Below are 16,105 nucleotides of genomic sequence, written 5' to 3'. Positions count from 1 at the left end.
CTGTCCGCCCATGTCGGATATGCCCACTTTCGAAACCCGTCTCGCCCGCGCCAAATTCCGTGCATGGCATCGGGGCACCCGCGAAGCCGACTACATGATCGGCGGTTTCTTCGATCGCTACCACGCCGAATGGGGCGAAGCCGAAATGGACTGGTTCGAAGACCTGCTGGCCGAAGATGACGTCGACGTGATGGCATGGGGGCTCCAGACGCAACCTGTGCCGGAGCGGTTTCAGGGCGAACTGATCCAGAAGATGCAGAAGCTGGATTACGTCGATATTCCAAGCTAGGGCGCGGTTCTTTTCTGAAAGCGCGGGAACTCTCTGCGCGCCTGCGACCTTTTGACCTGACCATGCCCGATTTGAACCGCATATTGCGCGCCGACGCGCCGTTGACCCTGTCGTCGCTCGCACGCGGCGCGCAGCCGCTGGTCATGGCCGATCTGGCGCGCGCGGCAAAACAGCGAGCCGTCTTCATCGCGCCCGATGATGCCGCGATGCGCAGCGTGGCCGAGGCCGCACGGTTCTTTGCACCCGAAGTCGAAGTGCTCGAATTCCCCGCGTGGGACTGCCTGCCCTACGACCGTGCCAGCCCCGCCCTTTCGATCAGCGCGGCGCGGCTTTCGGCATTGTTCCGGCTCCAGCGTCCGTCCTCGTCCTCGCAATTGCTGGTCACGACGGTCAACGCCGCGCTGCAACGGGTGCTGACGCCGTTCCGCATCCGGGAAAGCGTGCGCGAGTTCAAGCCCGGCACAACCATCGGGCATGACAGCCTCGCCGCGCTGCTGACGCGTCAGGGTTACACCCGTACCGATACAGTGATCGATCACGGCGAATTCGCGGTGCGCGGGTCAATTGTCGACATCTTCCCGTCGTCTCTGGAAGAAGGCCTGCGGCTCGATTTCTTTGGTGACGAGCTGGAAAGCCTGCGCCTGTTCGATCCCTCGACCCAGCGCAGCACCGGGCGGCTCGACGCGCATCTGCTGCTCCCTGCGTCGGAGGTGTTGATCGACGAAGACAGCATCAAGCGCTTCCGTTCGCGCTATCGCGAGATGTTCGGTGCGGCGGCGACGCAGGATCCGCTCTATGAGGCGGTCAGCGACGGACGACGACTGGCGGGAATGGAGCACTGGCTCCCCCTGTTCGAAGACAAGCTGGCGACTCTGTTCGATCATCTGGGCAAGGATGATGTGGTCGTGATCGACCAGGCGGCGCTTGGCGCTGCGGAAGAACGCCTGTCCGACATTTCCGACTATCACGAACAGCGCGGCCGCGTGGCGAGCGAGCGCACCGGCAGCTATCGCCCGCTGGCGAAGGATGCGCTGTATCTGGCTGAAAGCGAATTCCAGTCCGGCCTTGCGACGGCCACGGCCCACCGTGCCAGCCTGTTCGCCTCTCCCGAAGGCGAGGCGACGCTGGATTTCGGGTTCAAGGGCGCGCGTGACTTCGCTCCGGAACGTGCCCGTGGCGACAACATCTACGAAGCGGCGGCAAAGCATTTCGCCGGCGTAGCCAAGGCCGGACGCAAGGCCTTGTTCGCGGCCTATTCCACCGGCAGCCGCGCGCGCATCGCGTCAATCCTCGAGGAAGCGGGCGCGCCCACCGTTCTGGCGGACAGCTGGCAGGAAGCGCTCGGCCTGGCCGCCAAAGGCAAAACCGCGGCGATGGTGCTGCCGCTCGACACCGGCTTTTCCAGCGACACGATTGAACTGCTGACCGAACAGGACGTGCTCGGCGACAGGCTCGTGCGGCGCAAGAAAAAGCGCAAGGATTCCGACGCCTTCCTCGCCGAACTTCAGGCGCTTTCGCGTGGCGATCTGGTCGTCCATGTCGAACACGGGATCGGCAAGTATCTCGGCCTTGAACCCATCGCCGTGGGCAAAAGCCAGCACGATTGCGTCGCGCTGGAATATGCGGGCGGGGACAAGCTGTTCATCCCGGTCGAGAACATCGACGTGCTCTCGCGCTACGGATCGTCCGAAGACGCGGTTCCGCTCGATCGGCTTGGCGGCGAGGCATGGCAGAAACGCCGCGCCCGATTGAAGGAACGCATCACCGCCATCGCTGGCGAACTGATGAAGATCGCGGCCCAGCGCGCTCTTAGGAAAGCGCCCGTGCTGGCGGCGGACGAAGCCAGCTTCAACCAATTCGTCGATCGCTTCCCATGGGAAGAAACCGAGGATCAGGACGCGGCCATCACCGATGTGCTGCGCGATCTGGAAAGCGGCAGGCCGATGGACCGGCTGGTGTGCGGCGATGTCGGCTTCGGCAAGACCGAGGTGGCACTGCGCGCTGCCTTTGTCGCGGCGATGAACGGGCAGCAGGTCGCCGTGGTCGCCCCCACCACCCTGCTCGCCCGCCAGCATTACCAGAATTTTGCCGAACGGTTTTCCGGCTTTCCGCTGAAAGTCGGGCGGCTGTCGCGGCTCGTCACGTCCAAGGAAATGACAGAGACCCGCGAAGGGCTGGCCAAGGGCGATATCGACATCGTCGTCGGCACTCACGCGATCCTGTCCAAATCAACCGAGTTCAGGAACCTCGGCCTGGTCATCGTTGACGAGGAACAGCGGTTTGGCGTCACCCACAAGGAAAAGCTGAAGCAGCTGCGCGCCGATGTGCACATGCTGACGCTCACCGCCACGCCGATCCCGCGCACGCTGCAAATGGCGATGAGCGGCCTGCGCGAGCTTTCCACCATCCAGACCCCGCCGGTCGATCGCCTCGCGGTGCGCACCTATGTGATGGAATGGGACGACATGGTGATGCGCGAGGCGCTGCTGCGCGAACACCATCGCGGCGGTCAAAGCTTCATCGTGGTGCCGCGCATTTCCGACATGGCCGGCGTCGAGGAATGGCTGCGCGAACACGTGCCGGAAGTGAAATCGATCAGCGCCCACGGCCAGATGGGCGCAGGCGAGATCGAGGAACGGATGAGCGCGTTCTACGAAGGCAAGTACGAAGTGCTGCTATCGACCACCATCGTCGAAAGCGGGCTCGACCTTCCCTCCGCCAACACCATCATCATCCACCGCGCCGACCGTTTCGGCCTTGCCCAGCTTTACCAGCTGCGCGGGCGCGTGGGCCGCTCGAAACTGCGCGCCTATGCTTACCTGACGCATGAAAAGGATGTGCAGCTGTCGGAAGTCGCGGAAAAGCGGCTCAAGGTGCTGGGCGATCTCGACAGCCTTGGCGCAGGGTTCCAGCTGGCGAGCCACGATCTCGACATTCGCGGTGCGGGCAATCTGCTGGGTGACGAGCAGTCGGGCCACATCCGCGAAGTCGGGTTCGAGCTGTACCAGTCGATGCTTGAGGACGCGATCCTTGCGGCAAAGGCGGGCGAAATGGGTCTGGAGAAGGCACAGGATGCCTTCAGCCCCCAGATCACCGTCGATGCGCCAATCATGATCCCGGAAGATTACGTCCCCGATCTAGCGGTGCGCATGGCGCTTTACCGCCGTCTCAACCAGGCGCGCGACAAGGCCGAGATCGAGAGCCTCGCTGCCGAAATGATCGACCGTTTCGGCGACCTGCCCGCCCCGACCAGGAACCTCGTCAGGCTGATCGAAATCAAGCATCAGGCGATCACCGCCAATATCGCCAAGATCGATGTCGGCGCGCGCGGAACGCTGGTGAGCTTCTACAAGGACGATTTCCCCGACGGGCCGGGCCTCGTCGCCTATGTCGACCGGCTCAATCAGAGCCGCCCCGAAACCGCCAAGCTGCGGCCCGACATGAAGCTGGTGATCAACCGTGCATGGGGCGATCCCGATAGCCGCCTGAATGGCCTGTTCCAGCTGACCAAAGGACTAAGCGGGATTGTGCGCAAAGCCCGCAAGAAGGCGGCGTAACGGCGTCAAAGACCCAGCGTTGCCGGGTCCACCCCTTGGGCGACAAGGGCTTCAACCAGATTGCGTTGGGTTCGCTCGACATCGTGCTTCGCGGCTTCGGCTAACTGCGCGTCCAGCGATGCCCGGTCGTGCCATCTTCCCCCGGCGACAACGCCAGACACCGACCGGAGCGCGGCAATATCTTCCGTAGGGTCGCTGTCCAACAGAATAAGGTCGGCTTGGTAACCCTCGACCACCAGCCCCACATCGTCTTGCCGGCCCAAGGCGATCGCGGGGTTGATTGTGGCTGCACGCAGAACGCTGGTGATATCAAGCCCAGCTTCCTCCAGCAGTTCGAGTTCCTCGATCAGCGAAATTCCCGGCACGTTGGTGAATATCCCGGCGTCGCTTCCTGCGACAAGCAGCACGCCTTCCTCCGCCAGATGGCGGACCATGACCTTGTAGAATTCGAACGCCGCGCGGTTCCGTTCCACATCCTCATTGGCCCAGCGATCATACTCCGCCTGGCTTTGCGCAACCAGCAAGGGATTGAGCATCTCGGTCCCCGGTCGCTGAAGATAAGCGCCTTTGGTCTCTGCCACCCTGAGCAGGTTGTAAAATGCCAGCAGGGTCGGATCGACCGGCACCTTGGCTTCGGCGATCTGGCGCGCAAGCGCACGCCCGGCCGCTTCATCATGGCGATCCCGCAATCCATGCCACACAATCGATTCGACGTGTTCAATGGTAACAAAGCCATCATCCAGAATTTCACCGAAGGCTATGTCGAAAGGGAGCTGGTACGGCATTCCAGCCTTTCGCTCGCCTTCGGGAGTGTGCCCCATGATTGTCATCCCGAGCCGATCCGCTTCGCTCAGCACGGCCTCATAGGCTTCGCGGGTGAGGTTCGAATACACCTTGATCCTGCGATATCCGGCCTCGTGCTGTTGCTGCACGGCACTTCGCGCTTCCGCAGCCGTCGCAATCATCTGATGGTTGATCTGCGCATTAGGGCCGGGACTGTTCAGGATCGGCCCTGTCGTAATCAGCCGGGGGCCGATCGCGTCCCCTCGCTCGATTTCCTGTGCTAGGCGCAGATGGAACGGCATCCCCGACGCATTGCGGATCGTTGTAACGCCAGCCGCCAGATAGGCGCCAAGAGATTGCCGATCCCAGACGTGAACATGCATGTCGACGAGCCCGGGCATGACGACCCGCCCGTCTCCTTCGATAATCGTCGTTGCGCCTTGGGTCTCGACCTGATCGGTCGGCATGATCCGAACGATCCTGCCGTCTGCGATCAGGATGGCCATTTCGGGAACCAGCCGGGCATGTTCCCCTTCGAGATGGAGTATCCGGACGTTGTTCAGCAGCAAGCTGTCACCGTCCTGCGCGCTCGCAGGGGTTGCTTGCATCGCGAATGCAGCAAGGCTGAAAAGAAAGGCTCTCAATACATTCATGGTATCCCCCGTCGCTGGATTGGCACCTTAGCCATGCCGCCATGAAGTCGGCAACCGCGCATGGGTGAGATCGGGACAGCCGCCTGAACGGCCTGTTCCAGTTGACCAAGGGGCTAAGCGAGATGGACACCCGCAACAACCACATGTTTTCGGCGCAAACGGTGGGATAATAGATTGAGCAAGCAGAGTGGCTGCCTGAGCGCCTGATTATGGGAGTTTTCCGGTTGCCTTCTGGCCATTTTCTGCCTCGCGTGTGCCTTCCAGACGCACCTATCCGGTGGCGGCTTGTCGTTCATGGAAGATCAGGCGGTCGAAGTTGTAGACCAGGTTCGCGAGGGTGAGCTTGGCCTGGGCGCGGGCCAAACCGATGGTGCGGATGAAGAGCCCGTATCGCCCCTTCTGATGGGCAAAGACATGCTCGACGCGGGCGCGGACCGCTGACTTGGCGGCATTTGCGCGTGATGTCTGCTCGGGCATCGGCTTGCCCTTGGGCTTGCGGCGATGGATGCGACTTTGAACATATGCCGTGACAGCCACGTCTCGTTCTTTCGGCTGCGATAGGCGCTGTCAGCCCAGACATCGCTAGCCGTGTTGTCCGGATCGATCACATGGCGCAGTTCCCGCCCGTCGCTATGCGCCGCCGAGGTCACCTTGCCCTTTCGGATAAAGCCGAAGCGTCGATCAATGCTGATATGGCTCTTGTAGCCGAACACCGGCGTGGCGATCTGCGGAAGAGGCGTCCCATCGGCGCGGTACCGGACCTTGCCTCCGACCTTGACCGTCCAACGGGCATCGACATCCTTCTGGTGCGCCTTGTTCGGCTTGCCTGGCCAGATCTGCTTTGCTGACCTGCCCGCCTTCACCGCGGCCTTCTCGTCCTCGGTATTGCGCTGCTTGGGAGCCGGCACCAGCGTGGCGTCCACGATCTGCCCGCCCATAGCGAGATAGCCGCGTTCGCGCAGTTGCTGCTCGAAAGCCTGCATCAGCGCTTCGAACGTGCCGCTTGTCGTCAGTCGGTTGCGGTAGTGACGGATGGTGTTCTCATCGGGCATCGTGCCGCCCAGATCGAAGCCGAAGAAGCGCATCCACGAAAGCCGGTCGCGGATCATGAACTCCATGCGGGCGTCGGAAAGGTTGTGCTGCGCCTGCACCACCAGCACTTTGAACATCGAAACTGGATCGAACGGCGGCCTGCCGCCCTTCGCACCATCGCTGTATCCCAGCCCCTCTACCAGCAAGGAGCGGAAACGCTCGAAGTCCACTGCGTCTGCCAAAACCTCAAGTGGATCGCCATCCCGGCTCAGTCGCTCCAGGTGCTCCGAAAGTGAAAACAGGCTCGATGGTTGCATCAGCATTATCTCCTCGCCGACGCTGAATCACATCAGTACGGGAAATGCGAGGGGTTATTGCGGGTGTCCAGATTGTGAGCAAGGCCAGCAAGAAGGAGGCGTAGTGGCTGGTTGACCAAGCCGCAAGACAAGAGGATTGTCTGCTACCGAACCCATTGCGGTCATGCAGTATCTAGCTAGTTTGACACAATGTCGCGCAAATCGCTTATAGTCTTAGCCCTGTTGTTGGGAGGTTCGTGTTCTCCTGGGTCGGAACCCCTGAGCCACATTCATGGCCTCCAGCCAGACCGCCAGCTCGTTTTTGAGAACTTGCGGGGCGAAAGATATCGAATTGACTATAATAATATGAGAGCGGGACTAGAGCAGTCTCATGCCGGCGTATTGATGCACCACTGCTCCACCGCGAGCTTCCATTGCTTGCAGGCTGATGTCACCTTTGTCGCGCCAAAGTTGTGCGATTTCAATACCGCCGACGAAGTTTGGAATTTGGATTCTAACGTCCAATTTAGGAAAGTTTTTTCGGAAGGTCCCAAAACCTATTTCGAACGCCTCCGCGTAGACGGAGACTTTGAAGGCCTTGTTTACGAACACAAACGTGGAATTGTGGGCTTCTGGCTCGCTGAATCGCGTTTTGAGCGAAATCAGAGACCAAACGTTTTTCTGCGGCAGGATGCGGAAGCGTTTTTTGGCTGCTCTTAGTTTCCCGTCCGCTTTTCGCCCAATCTCTGCCAACCGGCCGGCCGAAAGACCGTCCCTGATCCAGACGATCGACTGTACCTGCCCTACCCGTGCCCCGCACCCCTTGCGGTCTTGGACAAGGCCAGAACATCGTCGCTCTTCATCGGCTGGGCGCGCAGGAAGCCTTGCCAGTAATCGCAGCCTTCGCTGATGATCGTTGCGCGCTGAACGTCGGTTTCGATCCCTTCAGCGTAGACATCCAGCTCCAGCGCCTTTGCCAGCGCCATGATCGCGCGCAGCACCGCCAGCGCCTTGGCATCGCCGGGAACGCCATCGACCATGATCTTGTCCAGCTTGATCGCGTCCAGCGGCAATTCGCGCAGGTACCGGAAATTGCAGAAGCCCGCACCGAAGTCGTCAAGCGCCGTGCGAAAACCGAGCGCCCGCAACGCACCAAGCGCGCCCGACGCCTGCGCCAGATTGTGCACCAGCAGGTCTTCGGTGATTTCCAGCATCAGGCGATGCGGCTCGATCTCGCTCTTGCTGATGACGGCGGCGAAATCGGCGGCAAAACGCGGATCGCCCAGTTCCTCGGGCGTGATGTTGAGCGATACGGTGAGTTCGTCGGGCCAGTGCGATGCATCTTCCAGCGCGCGGGCGACGACATGGCGGGAAAGCGGGGCGACCAGCGCGGCGCGTTCGGCAATCGCAAACAGATCGCGCGCGCCGATCTCCCCCAGCGTCGGGTGCTGCCAGCGCGCCAGCGCCTCCGCCCCGACGACCGCGCCGGTGCGGCAGGAAAACTGCGGCTGGAACAGCACTTCGATCTCGCGCCGGTCAAGCGCGCGCAGCAGATCGGTTTCCAGCGCGGATGCCTTCACACCCGGAAACGCGCCGCGCAGGGGCTCTCCCCCCGCCTCGCGCAGCGAGCCGGAGAGCGTCTTTCCGATTGATGTGGGCCCTTTGTCCATTTCCCTCCATCTAGAACCACTCGGCGCGATTTGCTCTATCCAATTGCAATCCGCCCAGTTTTGGAACATCACACGCGCGATTTATGCGCCAGGGGGGCGCGCAGCTATTGTATCCACACAAAAGTGAACGCGTGGGTAAGGCGGAAACAAGGGAAACCTTGTGCGAAAGGGCGTGAATGGGAACTTCACCGGCGAAACAGGCTGAACGCAACGGCTTTCGCAAGGTCGCGCTGCTGGCGTCCGATGCCCCGCGCGCGCAGGAAGCCCATGCGATGCTGTCCGAACAACGCGAATGGGCTCCGCTAGAAGAGGCAGACGCGGCTGTGGTGCTTGGCGGCGACGGCTTCATGCTTACCATCCTGCATGACATGCTCGAATCAGGGCGCGTCATCCCTGCCTATGGGATGAACCGCGGGACGGTCGGCTTCCTGATGAACCGCTTTCATTCGCGATTCGACGTGATCGAACGGCTCGACAAGGCGCGAGGCAAGACGATCGCCCCGCTCGAAATCAAGGCCACGACCCAAGACGGTGCGACCCACACCTTGCGCGCGATCAACGAATTGTCGCTGCTGCGTGAAACCCGTCAGACGGCGAAAATCGAGGTCACCGTCGGCAGCCGGGTGCGGATCAAGGAGCTGGTGTGCGACGGCGTGCTGGTGGCGACGCCTGCGGGTTCCACCGCCTATAACCTGTCCGCCAACGGCCCGATCCTGCCGCTGGACAGCGGGATGCTCGCCCTCACCCCGATTTCGCCATTTCGCCCCCGGCGTTGGCGCGGCGCGATCCTGCCTGATGAAATGCCGATCAAGTTCCGGGTGCTCGAACCGGTCAAGCGTCCCATCGCCGCCGTGGCCGACCAGAAGGAACTGCGCGACATCGCCGAAGTGGAGATCCGGATCTGCCATGAGACGGAGCTGGAACTGCTGTTCGACCCGGGCCAATCGCTAGCCGAACGGATCGTGTCGGAGCAATTTGCGGTCGATTGATTTCCGGGCGTCATTTTTCCTCGAAAGGGGTCTTGCAATGCCCGCGCTCGACTCATATACGCGCGCTCTCGCTTCCCTCCATACCGCTTGGGAAGCTGCTCCCCGATAGCTCAGCGGTAGAGTAGGTGACTGTTAATCACTTGGTCGTTGGTTCGAATCCAACTCGGGGAGCCACTTCATCTCACAACTCATCCAAGTAAGCGCCCGGTTTCCGGCTTAACTGATCCATCCCCGCCGGTGGAATTATCCGGTTGATTGCGCTTAATGTGCCGTGGGCCGCATCACGATTCGACTAAGGGGTCGAAGGGGCGATGGCGAAACAAATAGACCGCGTTCACGTTCAACTTGGGCGTGATGGAGTTGATTTCGCTGGCCCCCAGAACCTGTCGGATGAGCGGCGAATTCTTATCGTCGACCTCAACGTCTTCGCGAATTTTCCGACCCTTGCCGTAGGATTGCTGGCTGCAAGCCTGCGCGCCGGCGGCCGAAACGTCTCAATCCTCTCACCCCTGGCTTTCGACGCGCCGGCAAGCGAGCGGGAGCGGAGGGAGAACCTGCTCGACCATCTCGCAAGACGCATGCACCTGACCGATTTCGGCCCTGCACTCCGGGCAAGAGACGCACTGCGCCAGATCCGGCTCGGATGGATCGAGCGCCCCAACTCGATAACGCGACAAGCCGTTATCGACGCGCTTGATAAACGCCCGAGCATCGTGCTGCTGTCAGCCTATTTCAACCAGTTCAGGGCTGTCGAAGATATCGCCGCAGAGGCCCGCAAAAGAGGCATCCCGGTGCTTGTCGGTGGACCGATGTTCAATCAGGGCACCGTGCTCGACAAGTGGCGACAGATCAGCGGTCTGGTGGGGATAGTCGGCGCCGAGGTCGATCTCTCGATCGGTGATATAGTCGATGCGGCCATATCGGGAGGGGACCTCTCCCGCTTTCCCGGAGTGACGCTGCCCGATGGAACACGAGCGCCACCGGCACCGCCCTTGAGGCATCTCGATCACACTCCAATCCCCGATTTTCGCGATTTCCCGTGGGATCGCTATCCCAACCGGATTGTCCCGGTGATGACGGGACGTGGTTGCCAATGGGACAAATGTGCGTTCTGTTCCGACGTAATCTCAGTCTCCGGCAGAACTTTCAGGACAAGAAGCGTCGAGAATGTCCTGCTGGAAATTCAGGAACAAGCGCGGCGGCACAATTCGACGAATTTCCTGTTTCTCGACCTCAAGCTCAATTCATGGCCGGATATGCTGCGGGGCATTTCGCAGAACATCCAGAAATACGTCCAGGGCGCCGAATGGGTGGGAACGGTGCATGTGGACCAGCGCAAGGACAATGGCTTGTCTGCAAGGGATCTGAAAGCCGCGGTAGACGGCGGCATGCGGCGCATTTCCTTCGGACTCGAAAGCGGCAGCCAGCGCATCCTCGACGCTGCGAAAAAGGGCTGCACGGTCGAGGCCAATCGGCAATTCATAAGGGATGCCCATCAGGCCGGGCTTTCTGTCAGGGCGACCATGTTCAAGGGCTTCCCCGGCGAAACGGCCGAGGACATGGAAGAAACGGCAAACTTCCTTGAAGAGAACGCGCAATACCTAGATCGCGTGAGGTTCAATGATTTCTCGCTCCTGCCCGACACGCCGATCTGGAACGATGTCCGCAATTCCAAGGCATCGCTGGATATCATCAGGCTGGATACCCAGCGCGGGCGCGCGATCTACCGCAACCGCGATGTCCGTTCAAAAGATTACCGCCGGGCCAAGCGTAGAGCCTTGAACGCCGTCTACGCCATCAACAAGCGTCCGCTAAGGGATGCGGCGAGACAGTTTGACGGTTTGATGTGATACGGCGGCAAGCTTCCCGGTTTCGTTTCTCCGATGCATCGCAAGGCGGAGCATTGCATCGGCGCCTTCGCAGAATTTCCAAGCGCGAGCGGAAGGAGGAAGCGCGAGCCTTTGTTGAAGAGTATTACGCAAGTATTGGCGCAAGCGCAGCCGATCACGCCCGGCGATGGGGCGACGTCCGGCGGTCGCTTTCCAAGTTCGGCTGGTACGAGCATACGCCGCAGGAACTGGCCTATGGCGCGCGCGTAGCCTGGAGAAACCACGGGCGCTGTATCGGGCGACTGTATTGGGAAAGCCTCGAAGTCTTCGATTGCCGGAACATCGAAAAACCCGATGATATTGCGGCACGGATGGAACAGCACTTGCGCGATGCGAATTCGGATGGCCGGATACGCTCGATAATTTCCGTCTTCGCGCCGGTTAAAGGTGACGAACATCCGGCCTGGATAGAGAGCGAGCAACTCTCGCAATATGCCTGTCACCAATTGTCCGACGGCACCGTCCTTGGAGATCGGCAGAATATTGAAGTGACCCGGATTGCGGAATCGATGGGATGGAAACCTTCGGGCGAGCCTGGTCACTTCGATATCCTGCCGTGGTTCCTAAGGGACAAGGCCGACCGCAGGATACGCTATGACCTGAAGCCGGGATCGGTTCGCGAAGTCGCAATCAGGCATCCCACTCATACGGGCCTCGATGATCTGGGGCTCCGCTGGTACACGGTTCCGATCGTCACGGGGATGATCCTTACGATCGGGGGCATCGACTATCCCTGCGCACCGTTTAACGGGTTCTATCTGTGCACCGAGATCGCCTCGCGCGATTTTGGCGATTTCAAACGGTACAACCTGCTGCCTGATGTGGCGCGTGCCCTCGACATTGAGACGGGCGCACACAACCCGTTCTGGAAGGACGAAGCGCTTACCGAACTGAACCGGGCTGTGCTGGCATCCTACAACGACGCGAAAGTGACGATTGTCGATCATCATACGGTGGCATCGCAGTACATGACTTTCCACGGGCGAGAACAGGCGGCGGGCAGGCGCGTCGCTGGAGACTGGCGCTGGATCGTCCCGCCGCAAGCGAGCGCTGCGTTCGATGTATTCCACCTGCGCATGCGCAATTTTCACCCCGTCCCCAATTACTACCGCAGCCGCGGTGAAGATGGATTGCGCCTGATGCCGTGGTATGGCGATCGATACCGTCGTCGCTGGCAAAGATGGTCGGACAGGATTGCGCGACGCTGGAAGATCTGGAAGCGAATGCCGTGGTGACGAAAGCGGACATGCCGTTCAGCGTGGTCATCCCGGTCTACAACGAGGCATCCGGATTGGCCGAAAGGGCAAGGAGCGTCGTTTCGGGGCTTCCTCCGGGCTGTGAAGTCGTTTTCGTGTGCAACGGCTGCACCGATGACAGCCAAGCGATCCTTGAACGCGAAGTTTCGAAAGAGGCAACGATCCTGTCCTGCGCCAAAGGCAAGGCGCGCGCGATCCGCCTTGGTGAACAGCACTGCTCGATTTTTCCCCGGTTCTATGTGGATTCCGACGTTTGGATAAGCGGCGATGATCTTGCTCGCTTGAGCGCGTGCCTCAATGACCGAACCCTGCTGGTTTCACCCCGGATCCGGTTCGACTTCACCGGCGCCAGCCCGACGGCTGCGGCACTCAGCCGCTTCTGGCTTTCGCTGCCGCATGGCCAATCGAGCGCCTACCATCATGTCCTCGGCATCAGCGAAGCCTTGCATGCGCGCTGGGGCGAGTTTCCCGATCTGATCGCGGACGACACCTTCATTGAAGGCCACGCGAATGATGGCGAAAAGACAATCATCGAAACCGTCTTTGTGACGATTTCTCCGCCGAAGTCGTGGTGGGCATGGGTGAAGGTGCGGGTGCGCTGGCAGTTGGGGATCAATCAATTGGTTCGCGCCCGGCACAGGCTACCCCGATCACCGGGCCAGACCAGCGCCCTTCTGAAGAAGGCATTGGAGCCTCGCTGGGCGCTGACTGCGGTAATCTACATATCCTCGGTCGCCCTCGCCCGCATCCTCGCACGCTCGGGGCTTTTCCCGGAAACAACATGGATCACAGACGAGACATCGCGGCAATCCTAGACGCAATGGTGCCCTAGTCAGTCAGCCACACCGTTCTATCCAACCAGCACGCTCTCCATGTTCCGTCCCTCCCCGCAAGGGTTTCCAGAAGCGCCCGAATGGCCACTCCTGCGATAAGCAATCCTGTTCCAAGCCGGCCATGAGCGTAACGCTGATACAAGAGCCGCCTTCCGCGAAGAACCCGTTTCATCATCTCGGCGTGCCCGCCCGAACTGCCGCCGCGAATATGCAAGTATGTGCTGCGATCGGTAAACAGGCAGCTGTGATCGAGCGCCCGGGCCTTCATGCAAAAATCGACGTCTTCGCCATACAGGAAAAAGAATTCGTCCAATCCGCCGATCTCTTCCCAAAGGGAGCCACGGACCAGCATCAGGCATCCCACGACGACGGGCACTGCGCGCGTGCCTTTCGGTATGCCGCCGGGTGGCATGTCGGGGGACAAGCGGCCCGTGAACGGGATCACGCCGAACAGTAGTGCAAACTTGGCAGCATGGGCGAGGTTATGGTCGTTCAGGACCGCACCCGGCCATGTCCGTCCCATTGTGTCGCGCGCCTCCCCACCAAAGATTCCGGCCTCAGGATGATCTCTTGCCGCATCGATCAAGGCATCAATCGCATCGCCATCAAGCAGCATGTCAGGGTTTGCAAGCAGCAGAAAATCAAACTGCCGACCTTTCGCCGCTAGATTAACCGCCCGCGAAAAGCCGAGGTTGGTATCGCTCCGGATGACATCGCTCACAGCATCATGCGCTTCGGCAATCGCAGCGCTCGCATCCGCTGAAGCATTGTCGAAGACGACGATTTCATTCGTCGCCCGGCTGCATGAAATGCTGTCGAGGCAAGCGGCAATGTGATCGGCGCTGTTATAAGTAACGATAATCGTAAGAAGCTTCACCGCCGTGTTCTCTATGCTTTCGTAGGGGCGTTTGCGCCATGCACATTTCGAGCACCGACGACCTTTGCCGGAACGCCCGCTGCAATCGCGCCGGGCGGAATTTCCCCAAGTACGACAGCGCCCGCGGCAATGATCGCACCATCGCCAATCCGCGCGCCCGGCAGGATGATCGCCCTCATGCCGACCCACACGTCAGCGCCTATGACGACGTCATCTTCCTTCATCGGCTGGCGCGTCACTGGTGATCCGCGATCGTAATCGTAGTTTGCCGCAGTGATGAGCACTTCAGGCCCGAACAGGCCGTCATCACCAATCACGATCCTGCCGTGCCCCGGCCCCGCCCAGAAATGGCACCGCGATCCGATCTCGATCCGCTCGCCCAGTTGGATACGCTCCGAATTGGCGAAGACCGCATCGGGGCTGATCCTTCGTTCCTGCGGCAGACGCATCTTTCGCAGTTCGGCAACGTGGCTGTAGTTGTAATAGTTCACGATTTTCAGGAGGTGGAGCCAGGAACGCGGGTCCAACAGCGACCTCGCGGCACGCGCACCTCTTTGAAAGCGAGTGAGCGCCTCCTTGTGTGCGCCTCGGTGTCCAGAGATGTCCGACATTCAGCGTCCTCTTGAAAGCTCCGCCATGGACTATGCCGACCGCAAGCGTTCAGCGCCAGAGTTCTAGATGGCGAAGGCGCACCATGAGGTATTGGCCGTCGCTCCATACTTCCTCTTACGATTTGGACATTTTGCTCCGCTTGGTGTTAGCTCTGTCAGGACAAGCAATGCCGAACGGAGGAAACGATGGCACCAATCGCGCTTCTTGCAGTACCTGTTTTGATGCTGGTGGCTGATGGAGGTCTGAGCAGCGATCTGCAGAAACAATATGATCGCCTGTCAGTCGCCTATTCGATGGCAGACACCTGCCGCCAGCATGGCTGGGACGTGGACATGGCGGGTCTCGAAGAATGGAAAGTCGCAGCGGTTGATCGCGCAGTCGAAGGCGGAATGGACCGGGCCGAAGCACAAGAGCGGCTGGATACCCGCATCCAACGCGAGTACGACGATGTACGCGAAACCTTTGAAGAAGCGGCCCGAATGGCGCAATCGCGCGATCATGTGACCCGTTTCAACCGCCGGATGAAGCGCGATTGCGAACGGATCGGCAAGGACGAAATGACCGGCGGCTACTTCTACCCGCCAGAATGAGGGTGAAGCGCCTGCGGGTCAGACACCTGTCAGCAGGCGCGCTCCCACCACTGTCACCAGCAGCGCTGTCAGCCAGCGGATCCATTTGAGCGGCAGGACACGCACCGCCATGAGGCTGCCAATCTGGCCGCCTATGACGACTGCGATCAAGAGCGGCAAAGCCTCCGCCATGGCTCCGGCAAAGGCGCCCGGCCCGGTCTTGGCCATTTGCCCGGCAAGCCCGAACAACGAATTCACCAGAATGAAAAGGCTGGCCGTAGCGGCAATCGCCCGCGCATCGCGCCAGCGCGTCAGGTGCAGCAGCGGGGCAAGGAATATGCCCCCGCCTATTCCGACCAGTCCCGCCAAGAAGCCAAGCGGCGCAGCGATAAGCGGCATGGCACGAGCAAGCGGGTGCGGATCTTCACTCTGCGCCTCACTCACCGGAATCAGCATGGTGACACCCGTCAAGACAAGGCTCGCGCCGAGCAGCAACATAAAGGCATCGCGGTCAATCGGGATCATCCCGCCGACAAATGCAGCCGGTGCGGCAATGCCTGTGAGCAGCATTGCACCCTTCCACGGCGTCACCCCTGCAAGGGCAAAGCGCCAGCTTCCTCCGGCAACCACCACGATATTGCAGGCGAGCGAGATGAGCGGCAGCAGGCGATAGTCGATGCCCGACAGCGCAAGCAGCGCCGAATAGGTCGATCCGCCGCCAAACCCGACGCTCGCATACAGCAGCGCCGTCAGGAAGAAGCCGATGGCGAGGAGCAGGATCAGCGGCACGCCGATTTCAC

The 16,105-nt window shown here is 60.7% G+C and carries 13 protein-coding genes, 1 tRNA gene and 1 pseudogene; 8 read left to right on the top strand and 7 right to left on the bottom strand.

What is annotated here, in order from left to right:
* The first annotated feature begins 10 nt into the window (after positions 1–10).
* Together AABA34_RS09500 and mfd are read left to right on the top strand one after the other, a co-directional pair.
* Positions 11–289, top strand: a complete 279-nt coding sequence (locus AABA34_RS09500) for an FAD assembly factor SdhE (RefSeq protein WP_338302419.1) — start codon at positions 11–13, stop codon at positions 287–289.
* Between the two features lie 62 nt (positions 290–351).
* On the top strand, positions 352–3,846 hold the full coding sequence (mfd, locus tag AABA34_RS09495) for a transcription-repair coupling factor (protein WP_338302418.1): 3,495 nt from the start codon (positions 352–354) through the stop codon (positions 3,844–3,846).
* A 5-nt stretch (positions 3,847–3,851) separates the two neighbouring features.
* Here the strand turns inward: mfd and AABA34_RS09490 are convergent, their stop codons facing one another.
* From AABA34_RS09490 to AABA34_RS09475, 4 genes and pseudogenes are all read right to left on the bottom strand, one after another.
* Positions 3,852–5,282: an amidohydrolase family protein gene (locus AABA34_RS09490; RefSeq protein WP_338302417.1), complete on the bottom strand. Its 1,431-nt coding sequence runs from the start codon at positions 5,280–5,282 to the stop codon at positions 3,852–3,854.
* Positions 5,283–5,552: 270 nt separating this feature from the next.
* A pseudogene (locus AABA34_RS09485) lies at positions 5,553–6,637 on the bottom strand (IS5 family transposase).
* A gap of 351 nt (positions 6,638–6,988) precedes the next feature.
* Positions 6,989–7,363 carry a hypothetical protein gene (locus AABA34_RS09480; protein WP_338302416.1) on the bottom strand — a complete coding sequence of 125 codons (375 nt, stop codon included), beginning with the start codon at positions 7,361–7,363 and terminating at the stop codon, positions 6,989–6,991.
* 50 nt (positions 7,364–7,413) lie between these two features.
* Complete coding sequence (locus tag AABA34_RS09475) at positions 7,414–8,280, bottom strand: EAL domain-containing protein (RefSeq protein WP_034953789.1); 867 nt, start codon at positions 8,278–8,280, stop codon at positions 7,414–7,416.
* Between the two features lie 176 nt (positions 8,281–8,456).
* Between AABA34_RS09475 and AABA34_RS09470 the strand changes: the two genes are divergently transcribed.
* The 5 genes from AABA34_RS09470 to AABA34_RS09450 all read left to right on the top strand — a co-directional run bounded on the left by AABA34_RS09470 (position 8,457) and on the right by AABA34_RS09450 (position 13,229).
* A complete protein-coding gene (locus AABA34_RS09470; RefSeq protein ID WP_338302415.1) occupies positions 8,457–9,269 on the top strand; it encodes an NAD kinase in 813 nt (270 codons plus the stop codon).
* 99 nt (positions 9,270–9,368) lie between these two features.
* Positions 9,369–9,443 (top strand) — tRNA-Asn (locus AABA34_RS09465).
* Between the two features lie 137 nt (positions 9,444–9,580).
* Positions 9,581–11,119, top strand: a complete 1,539-nt coding sequence (locus AABA34_RS09460; protein ID WP_338302414.1) for a B12-binding domain-containing radical SAM protein — start codon at positions 9,581–9,583, stop codon at positions 11,117–11,119.
* A 53-nt stretch (positions 11,120–11,172) separates the two neighbouring features.
* The gene (locus AABA34_RS09455; protein ID WP_338302413.1) at positions 11,173–12,393 is read left to right on the top strand and encodes a nitric oxide synthase oxygenase; all 1,221 of its coding nucleotides are present in this window, start codon (positions 11,173–11,175) and stop codon (positions 12,391–12,393) included.
* On the top strand, positions 12,339–13,229 hold the full coding sequence (locus AABA34_RS09450) for a glycosyltransferase (protein WP_338302412.1): 891 nt from the start codon (positions 12,339–12,341) through the stop codon (positions 13,227–13,229). Before AABA34_RS09455 ends, AABA34_RS09450 begins: the two co-directional genes overlap by 55 nt.
* 13 nt (positions 13,230–13,242) lie before the next feature.
* Here AABA34_RS09450 and AABA34_RS09445 read toward each other — a convergent pair whose 3' ends face one another.
* Both AABA34_RS09445 and AABA34_RS09440 read right to left on the bottom strand, forming a co-directional pair.
* The gene (locus tag AABA34_RS09445; protein ID WP_338302411.1) at positions 13,243–14,124 is read right to left on the bottom strand and encodes a glycosyltransferase; all 882 of its coding nucleotides are present in this window, start codon (positions 14,122–14,124) and stop codon (positions 13,243–13,245) included.
* 11 nt (positions 14,125–14,135) lie between these two features.
* Entirely contained in the window at positions 14,136–14,651 is a 516-nt protein-coding gene (locus tag AABA34_RS09440; protein WP_338302410.1) for an acyltransferase, read from the bottom strand.
* A 270-nt stretch (positions 14,652–14,921) separates the two neighbouring features.
* Here AABA34_RS09440 and AABA34_RS09435 point away from each other — a divergent pair, with 270 nt between their 5' ends.
* The gene (locus tag AABA34_RS09435; RefSeq protein WP_338302409.1) at positions 14,922–15,326 is read left to right on the top strand and encodes a hypothetical protein; all 405 of its coding nucleotides are present in this window, start codon (positions 14,922–14,924) and stop codon (positions 15,324–15,326) included.
* An 18-nt stretch (positions 15,327–15,344) separates the two neighbouring features.
* Here AABA34_RS09435 and AABA34_RS09430 read toward each other — a convergent pair whose 3' ends face one another.
* Positions 15,345–16,088 (bottom strand): sulfite exporter TauE/SafE family protein, encoded by a 744-nt coding sequence (locus AABA34_RS09430; protein WP_445083777.1) that lies wholly within the window; start codon positions 16,086–16,088, stop codon positions 15,345–15,347.
* Between the last annotated feature and the right edge of the window lie 17 nt (positions 16,089–16,105).

The sequence above is a fragment of the Erythrobacter sp. Dej080120_24 genome (assembly GCF_036322605.1).
GTDB lineage: Bacteria > Pseudomonadota > Alphaproteobacteria > Sphingomonadales > Sphingomonadaceae > Erythrobacter > Erythrobacter aurantius.
Note: the sequence above shows the minus strand (reverse complement) of the source record. Positions and strands in the feature narration are given on the sequence as shown.